General features: G+C 73.3%; 8 protein-coding genes. 5 read left to right on the forward strand and 3 right to left on the reverse strand.

All coding sequences use genetic code 11. The annotated features are described in order from the left end of the window. Positions 1 to 78: 78 nt before the first annotated feature. Positions 79 to 1,239 (reverse strand): steroid 3-ketoacyl-CoA thiolase, encoded by a 1,161-nt coding sequence (locus tag MPTA5024_RS31275; RefSeq protein WP_036331241.1) that lies wholly within the window; start codon positions 1,237 to 1,239, stop codon positions 79 to 81. A gap of 90 nt (positions 1,240 to 1,329) precedes the next feature. Further along, positions 1,330 to 2,010, reverse strand: a complete 681-nt coding sequence (locus MPTA5024_RS31280; RefSeq protein WP_084370159.1) for a TetR family transcriptional regulator — start codon at positions 2,008 to 2,010, stop codon at positions 1,330 to 1,332. A gap of 158 nt (positions 2,011 to 2,168) precedes the next feature. Here MPTA5024_RS31280 and MPTA5024_RS31285 point away from each other — a divergent pair, with 158 nt between their 5' ends. From MPTA5024_RS31285 to MPTA5024_RS31305, 5 genes are all read left to right on the forward strand, one after another. Next, positions 2,169 to 3,239: an acyl-CoA dehydrogenase family protein gene (locus tag MPTA5024_RS31285; RefSeq protein ID WP_036331242.1), complete on the forward strand. Its 1,071-nt coding sequence runs from the start codon at positions 2,169 to 2,171 to the stop codon at positions 3,237 to 3,239. Beyond that, a complete protein-coding gene (locus tag MPTA5024_RS31290; protein ID WP_036331243.1) occupies positions 3,239 to 4,411 on the forward strand; it encodes an acyl-CoA dehydrogenase family protein in 1,173 nt (390 codons plus the stop codon). Before MPTA5024_RS31285 ends, MPTA5024_RS31290 begins: the two co-directional genes overlap by 1 nt. A 42-nt stretch (positions 4,412 to 4,453) precedes the next feature. Further along, positions 4,454 to 5,425 (forward strand): bifunctional MaoC family dehydratase N-terminal/OB-fold nucleic acid binding domain-containing protein, encoded by a 972-nt coding sequence (locus MPTA5024_RS31295; RefSeq protein ID WP_084370160.1) that lies wholly within the window; start codon positions 4,454 to 4,456, stop codon positions 5,423 to 5,425. Beyond that, positions 5,425 to 5,865 carry a MaoC/PaaZ C-terminal domain-containing protein gene (locus MPTA5024_RS31300; RefSeq protein ID WP_051458906.1) on the forward strand — a complete coding sequence of 147 codons (441 nt, stop codon included), beginning with the start codon at positions 5,425 to 5,427 and terminating at the stop codon, positions 5,863 to 5,865. Before MPTA5024_RS31295 ends, MPTA5024_RS31300 begins: the two co-directional genes overlap by 1 nt. 70 nt (positions 5,866 to 5,935) lie before the next feature. After that, a complete protein-coding gene (locus tag MPTA5024_RS31305; protein ID WP_036331244.1) occupies positions 5,936 to 7,111 on the forward strand; it encodes a lipid-transfer protein in 1,176 nt (391 codons plus the stop codon). Positions 7,112 to 7,121: 10 nt separating this feature from the next. Here the strand turns inward: MPTA5024_RS31305 and MPTA5024_RS42830 are convergent. Next, positions 7,122 to 7,349, reverse strand: a 228-nt coding sequence (locus MPTA5024_RS42830) for a hypothetical protein (RefSeq protein ID WP_036331245.1), incomplete at its 5' end; no start/stop codon positions are given.

Here is a 7,349-nt window from a genome sequence, read left to right on the forward strand (position 1 = left end):
ATGTCCATGAGTGTAGGGCGCGGTGCCGCCGTCTCCGATGCCCGGGCCGTCAGAATTTCCGCCCGGGCTCCTGACCGGTCAGGCGCGTTCCAAAACAGTGGCCGTGGCCAGCGCCCCTCCGGCGCACATCGTCACCAGAGCGGTCGAGGAGTCCGACCTTTCCAGCTCGTGCAGCGCCGTCGTGACCAGCCGGGCGCCGGTCGCCCCGACCGGGTGGCCGAGCGCGATCGCGCCGCCGTTCACGTTGACCCGGTCCATGTCCGGCCCGTGCGCCGAGGCCCACGAGAGCACGATCGCCGCGAACGCCTCGTTGACCTCGAACCGGTCGACGTCCCCGATCGTCATGCCGGTCCGCTCCAGCACCCGCGCGGTCGCGTCCACCGGCCCGTCCAGGTGGTAGTACGGCTCGGAGCCGACGAGCGCCTGGGCCAGGATCCGCGCCCGGGGCCGCAGGCCGTGCCGGGCCGCCGCCTCCTCGCTCATCAGCAGCACCGCCGCCGCGCCGTCCGAGATCTGCGACGACGTGCCGGCCGTGTGCAGGCCGCCCTCGCCGAGCACCGGGCGCAGCCGGGCGAGCCCCTCGGCCGTCGTCTCCCGCAGCCCCTCGTCCCTGGTCACCGTACGGCTCTCGCCCGTGGGGGCGCCGTCCTCGCCGAGCACGGGCGCGGTGACGGGGAGGACCTCCCGCTCGAACCGCCCGTCGGCCCACGCCTTAGCGGCGAGCTGCTGGGACCGGGCGCCGAAGGCGTCCAGCCGCTCGCGGGTCAGCCCCCGCCGGGCGGCGATGCGTTCCGCGGCCGTGAACTGGTCGGGCAGGTCGATCGACCAGTCGTCGGGCCGCGGCCGGGCCGGGAGCACGTTGCTGCCGAGCGGCTGGCGGCTCATCACCTCGACGCCGCAGGCGACCCCCGCGTCGATCACGCCGGCCTGGATAAGCGCGGCCACCAGGTGCACCGCCTGCTGCGACGACCCGCACTGCGCGTCGATCGTGGTCACCCCGGTCCGGTATGGCAGGCCCGCGTAGAGCCAGGCGTGCCGGCCGATGTGGCCGCCCTGCTCACCGGCCTGCGTCACGCAGCCGGCGAAGACCTGCCCGACGATCGAGGGGTCGATCCCCGCCCGGCCGATCAGCCCGTTGAGGGCCGTCGCGAGCAGCGCCTGCGGCTTCAGCCCCGCGAGCAGGCCGCCCTTCTTCCCGATCGGCGTCCGTACCGCTTCGACGATCACCGGTGTGGCCACGGGGACCTCCTCGCATCGGAATAATGTTCCGGTGCGAATGTAACCGGTTCTACTTAGGGGCGGAAGGGTCGGGCCGGGAAACTGGACGCCTTATCGAATAGCGGTGTCCGGGTCCTGGAAATCGACCAGGAGGCGGTCGGCCGCGATCTCGATCCGGCGCTGGATCTGGTCGTAGGTGCGGCGGCCCCGGAGCATCTCCAGGAGCTCCTGCACCCACACCCCGGCCAGCGACCCCGCGAGCGCGAACTGCTCCTCGGTGGCCCGGTCGACCGTCAGTCCGCCTGCCGCGACCCGCAGGATCAGTCCGGCCATCCGGTCGCCGAACGGCGCCTCGACCTCGGCCATGATCAGTGACCGGATGAGCGCGTCGGCCAGCTCCGGCTCGCGCATGAGTCCCCGTGTGGCCCGCATCAGGACGTCCACCGCGCGGCCCGCGGGGGTGGCGGCGCTCGGCGGTCGCCGCTCGATGCTGGACTCCAGCAGGTCGATCTCCTCGCTGACGACCGCGACCACCAGGTCCATCTTCGAGGGGAAGTAGCGATAGAGCGTTCCCAGCGCGACGCCGGCCCGCTCGGCCACCGTCCGCATCTGCATGGCCTCGACACCGCCCCGCGAGGCGAGCGCGGCCGCCGCCTGGACGATGCGCCGGCGCCGCTGGTGCTGGCTGCGGGTCCGGGCGCCGGGAGCCGGAGGTGTCACCGGGTGGCCGTCCACGACGGGCTGCCCCTCCGGAGGCGGCGCGAGGGCGTCCGTGACAGCGTGCGAGCGCATAGGAACACGTTATCTGATTTCCTCTTCTCTTGGACGGTTACTCGTCAGTCACAAATAACCGCGTGCTTGCATGACTTTCGCGTTTCGTTCGGGTGTCCTGCGTGCTTCGGCCCCTCACCCTCTGGACAGATATTAGAATGTGTTCTAGTTTCCGGGTTGTGGACTTCAAACTGGACGAGACCCAGGCGGAGCTGCGGACACTGGCCTCCGAGGTGCTGGCCCGCGAGGCCGCGCAGGCCAGGCTCGAGGAGCACGAGAAGAGCGGCCGGCCGTACGACACGGGGACCTGGAAGGCGATGGCGCAGGCCGGCCTGATCGGCGCGTGCCTGCCGGAGGAGGCCGGAGGCGCCGGTCTCGGCCCCGTCGAGATGGCGGTGATCCTCCGGGAGGCCGGCGCCCACGTCGCGCCGGTCCCGGCCCTGCCGAGCCTGGTCGCCGGGCTCGTGGTGGCCCGGCACGGCACGGCGGCGCAGCGCGAGGCCCTCGCCCCGGTCGCCGAGGGGGACGCGGTGCTGACCTTCGCCGTACGGGAGCCGGGGGCCGGCCTCGCCGACGCGCCCACGGCGACGGCCCGCGGCGGGCGCGTCACCGGGCGCGCCGGGCTCGTCCCGTACGCCGCCGAGGCGTCGGCCGTCCTCGTCCCCGCGCGGGTGGAGGGGGCCGGGACGGCCCTGTTCCTCGTCCGGCCCGGCGCGGCCGGCATCCGGCCGGTGACGCTGTCGACCGGCGAGCCGGCCGGCGTGGTCACGCTCGACGACGCGCCGGCCGAGATGGTCGGCGAGCCGGACGGGCGGGCGGCGGAGTCGCTGCGCCTGCACGCGCTGGCCGGGATCACGGCGACCGCCTCCGGGGTCCTCGCCGGAGCGCTCGCGCTGACCACGGGCTACATCCGGACGCGGCGGCAGTTCGACCGGGTGCTGGCCGAGTTCCAGGCCGTGACCATGCAGATCGCTGACGTCTACATCGCCGCCCGCGCCGTCGACGTCGCCATGTGGGCGGGCGTGTGGCGGCTCGCCGAGGGGCTGCCGGCCCAGGAGGACCTCGCGGTGGCCGCCCACAACGCGGCCGACGCCGGTCTGCGGGCCCTGTACACCTGCCAGCACCTGCACGGCGGCATCGGCCTCGACGTGACCTACCCCCTGCACCGCTACTTCGCCTGGGGCAAGAACGCCGCCCACCTGCTCGGCGGCGCCGAGGCCCAGCTCGACCTGATCGGAGCGCCGGCCTGATGTTCATCGACCTGACGGAGGAGCAGCGACGGCTCCGCGACGAGCTGAGGGAGTACTTCGCCTCCTGCCTCTCTGACGACGACCGGCGGAACATCGCCCGTGACCCGTTCGGCCCCGCGTACATGGAGCACTGCCGCAGGCTCGGCCGCGATGGCAAGCTCGGCCTCGGCTGGCCCAAGGAGTACGGCGGGGGCGGGTACGGCCCGGTGGAGCAGCAGATCTTCGCCAACGAGGTCGCCCGGGCCGAGGTGCCGTACCCGATCATCACGCTGCAGACGGTCGGTCCGACGCTCATGCAGTACGGCACCCCGGAGCAGAAGGACGTCTTCCTGCCGCGCATCCTCGCCGGCGACTGCCACTTCGCTATCGGCTACAGCGAGCCGGAGGCGGGCACCGACCTCGCCTCGCTCAAGACCACGGCCGTCAGGGACGGCGACCACTACGTGGTGAACGGGCAGAAGATCTTCACCTCGGGGGCCCACCACGCCCAGTACATCTGGCTGGCCGCCCGCACCGACCCCGCCGCCCGCAAGCACCGCGGGATCACCATGATGATCGTCGACTGCTCCGACCCAGGCTTCTCCTGGACGCCGATCGTCACGATGGACGGCCGCCACCACACCAACGCGACGTACTACTCCGACGTCCGGGTGCCGGTGGACATGGTCGTCGGCGAGGCCGGCAAGGGCTGGGACCTGATCGTCAACCAGCTCAACCACGAGCGGGTGACCCTGGGCCCGGCCGGCAACCTCGCGCACACGTACGACCGGTTCGTCCGCTGGGCCCGGGAGAAGCCCGGCCGCGACGGCCGGCCGCTGTACGACGTGCCCGAGGTGCGCCGGGCGCTCGCCCGCGTGTACGCGTACTTCCGTACCAACGAGCTGCTCAACTGGCAGGTCGCCGCGAACATGGACCTCGGCTGGCTGGGCGCCCCCGACGCCTCGGCCACCAAGATCTACGGCTCGGAGCGGATGCAGGACGTCGGCAGGATCGTCGGCGAGACGCTGGCCCGGTACGGCGACCCCGGCGACGAGGAGACCCGCGACCTGATCGAGCGGGTCGACCGCGGGGTCAAGGGCGGGCTCGTGCTCACGTTCGGCGGCGGCGTGAACGAGGTGCAGCGCGAGCTGATCGCGATGCTCGGCCTCCAGCTGCCCAAGCCCCCCAGATGAGCGGCGCACGGTGCGGCGTCGAGAGCGAACCGAGGTGAGGCGATGACGGCGGGGACGCCTGCGGGCGGTCCGGAGAGCACGGCCGGCGAGGAGGCCGCGGAGCCGGACACGCACGGCCACCTGATGGCCCTGGCGGACAAGGCCATCGGGGCGGGGGAGGGGCCGCGGATGCCCGCCCCCGACCCGGTGAACCCGGTCATGATCCGCCACTGGGCCGAGGCGATGGGGGACGCCAACCCCCGCTACGCCGGCCCGGACGCGGTCGCGCCGCCCGCCATGATCCAGGTGTGGACGATGGCCGGGCCGGGCGGCCGGGCGGCCAGGGCCTCCCGCACGCCGCTGGACGACCTGCTGGGCGCGTTCGACGAGACCGGGTACACGGGCGTGGTCGCCACGAACTGCGAGCACACCTACCACCGCTACCTGCGGCCCGGTGAGCACCTGACGGCCGGCACCCGCATGACGGACATCGCCGGCCCGAAGCGGACCGCGCTCGGCGAGGGGTACTTCGTCACCTGGACGGTCACCTGGTACTCCCAGGACGAGCCGGTGGCGGAGATGCTGTTCCGGCTGCTGAAGTTCCGCCCGCGGGAGCGGCCCGCGCCGCGCGAGCCGTACCCGCTGCGGCCCGCGGTGAACCGCGACACCGCCTTCTTCTGGGAGGGCGCGCGCCTCGGTGAGCTGCGCGTGCAGACGTGCGCGGCCTGCGGGCTCCTGCGCCACCCGCCCGGTCCCGTGTGCCCGTCCTGCCACTCCGCCGAGCGCGCGTACGTGGTGGCGCGGGGGGAGGGCACGGTCTACAGCTACGTGGTCCACCACCACCCCCCGGTGCCGGGCCTGGAGACGCCCTTCGCGGTCGCCGTGGTCGAGCTGCCCGAAGGGGTGCGGATCGTCGGCAACGTGGTCGGCTGCCCGCCGTCCGAGGTGTCCGTGGGAATGCCCGTACGGGTGGAGTTCCGGGAGATGGACGACGAGCTGACGCTGCCGATGTGGGTGCCGGGAGGGGAGTCGTGATGGGCGAGGTCGCCGAGCCGGAGGACGTGCTCACGCGCGGGGAGACGCGCGTCGCCGTCGGGACCGCGCTGCCGACGCTGGTGATCGATCTCACCCCGACCTTCGTGATCTCGACGGCGCTCGCCACCCGTGACTTCACTCCCGTGCACCACGACACCGCGGTGGCCCGGGCCCAGGGCTCGGCGGACATCTTCCTCAACATCCTGACCACGATGGGGCTGGTCGAGCGGTACGTCACGGACTGGACCGGCCCGGAGGCCGAGCTGCGCGGGATCAAGGTGCGGCTCGGGGTGCCGGCGTACGCGGGGGACACGCTGACGTTCTCCGGGACGGTGGCCGAGGCGTCCGGCGGCGAGGTCACGGTCGAGGTGACGGGCGCGGTGAGCCTCGGCGCCCACGCCACCGCCACCGTCCGTCTCGCCCTGCCCGAGGCCGCGTGACCCCGTCCGATCCCGTCCGATCCCGTCAGATCCCGTCAGATCCCGTCAGATCCCGCAGAAGGGCTCCGCGATGACCTCCCTGTCCGGCCGTACGGCCGTCGCCGGCATCGGCGCCACCGAGTTCTCCAAGGACTCCGGCCGGTCAGAGCTCCAGTTGGCCGCCGAGGCCGTCCTGGCCGCGCTCGACGACGCCGGGCTCGCGCCGTCCGACGTGGACGGCCTGGTGACCTTCACCCAGGACGCCAACACCGAGATCGCGGTCGCCCGGGAGACCGGGATCGGCGACCTGTCGTTCTTCTCCCGGGTGAACTACGGCGGCGGCGCGGCCTGCGGCACGGTCCTGCACGCCGCCATGGCGGTGGCGACCGGCGTCGCCGACACCGTCGTCTGCTACCGCGCCTTCAACGAGCGCTCGGGCCGCCGCTTCGGCCAGCCCAACATCGGCATCGGCGGCGAACCCTCGTCGCAGGGGCTGGAGATGAGCTGGCACGCCCCGTACGGGCTGCTGACCCCGGCCGCGTGGGTGGCCATGTTCGCCCGGCGGTACATGCACCGGTACGGCGCCACCTCCGAGGACTTCGGCCGGGTGGCGGTCGCCATGCGGCGGCACGCCTCCACCAACCCGGCGGCGTGGTTCCACGGCAGGCCGATCACGCTGGAGGAGCACCAGGCGTCCCGGTGGATCGTGGAGCCCCTCCACCTGCTCGACTGCTGCCAGGAGAGCGACGGCGGGGTGGCCCTCGTGGTCACCTCGGCCGAGCGCGCCCGGGACCTGCGCCGCCCGCCCGCCGTGGTGCTCGCCGCCGCGCAGGGCTCGGGGGCCGGGCAGATGATGATGACCAGCTACTACCGGGACGACATGACCGGGCTGCCGGAGATGGGGGTCGTCGGCCGCCGGTTGTGGGAGATGTCCGGGCTCGGCCCCGCCGACGTCAGGACGGCGATCCTGTACGACCACTTCACGCCGTTCGTCCTCACCCAGCTGGAGGAGCTGGGCTTCTGCGGCCGCGGGGAGGCCCCGGACCTCGTGCGGGAGGGCGGCCTCGAGATCGGCGGACGCCTGCCCGTCAACCCCCACGGCGGCCAGCTCGGCGAGGCGTACATCCACGGCATGAACGGCATCGCCGAAGCCGTCCGGCAGCTGCGGGGCACGGCGGCCAACCAGCTCGACGACGTCGAGAACGTGCTGGTCACCGCCGGTACGGGCGTGCCGACGAGCGGGCTGGTGCTGTCGCGCGACCGCTGAGGGCCGCCGCTCAGTGGCTGACGATCGTCGGGACGGCGAAGAACACGATCAGCGCGATGGCCAGGCAGATCAGGAACCCGACCAGCTCCCACAGCCAGTCGTAGTGCTTGTCGCCGGGCCGGCCGTCCGCGCGGCCCCTGGCGGGCGTCTGCTTCGCGCGCCGTGCCGCGCCGGCCGGTCCCTTCGCCTGGACGGCGCGCCGTCCCGGCTCCCGTACGGCGGGGTCGGCGGCCGGCTG

It is taken from the genome of Microbispora sp. ATCC PTA-5024, from assembly GCF_000511135.2.
Classification (GTDB): Bacteria; Actinomycetota; Actinomycetes; order Streptosporangiales; family Streptosporangiaceae; genus Microbispora; species Microbispora corallina.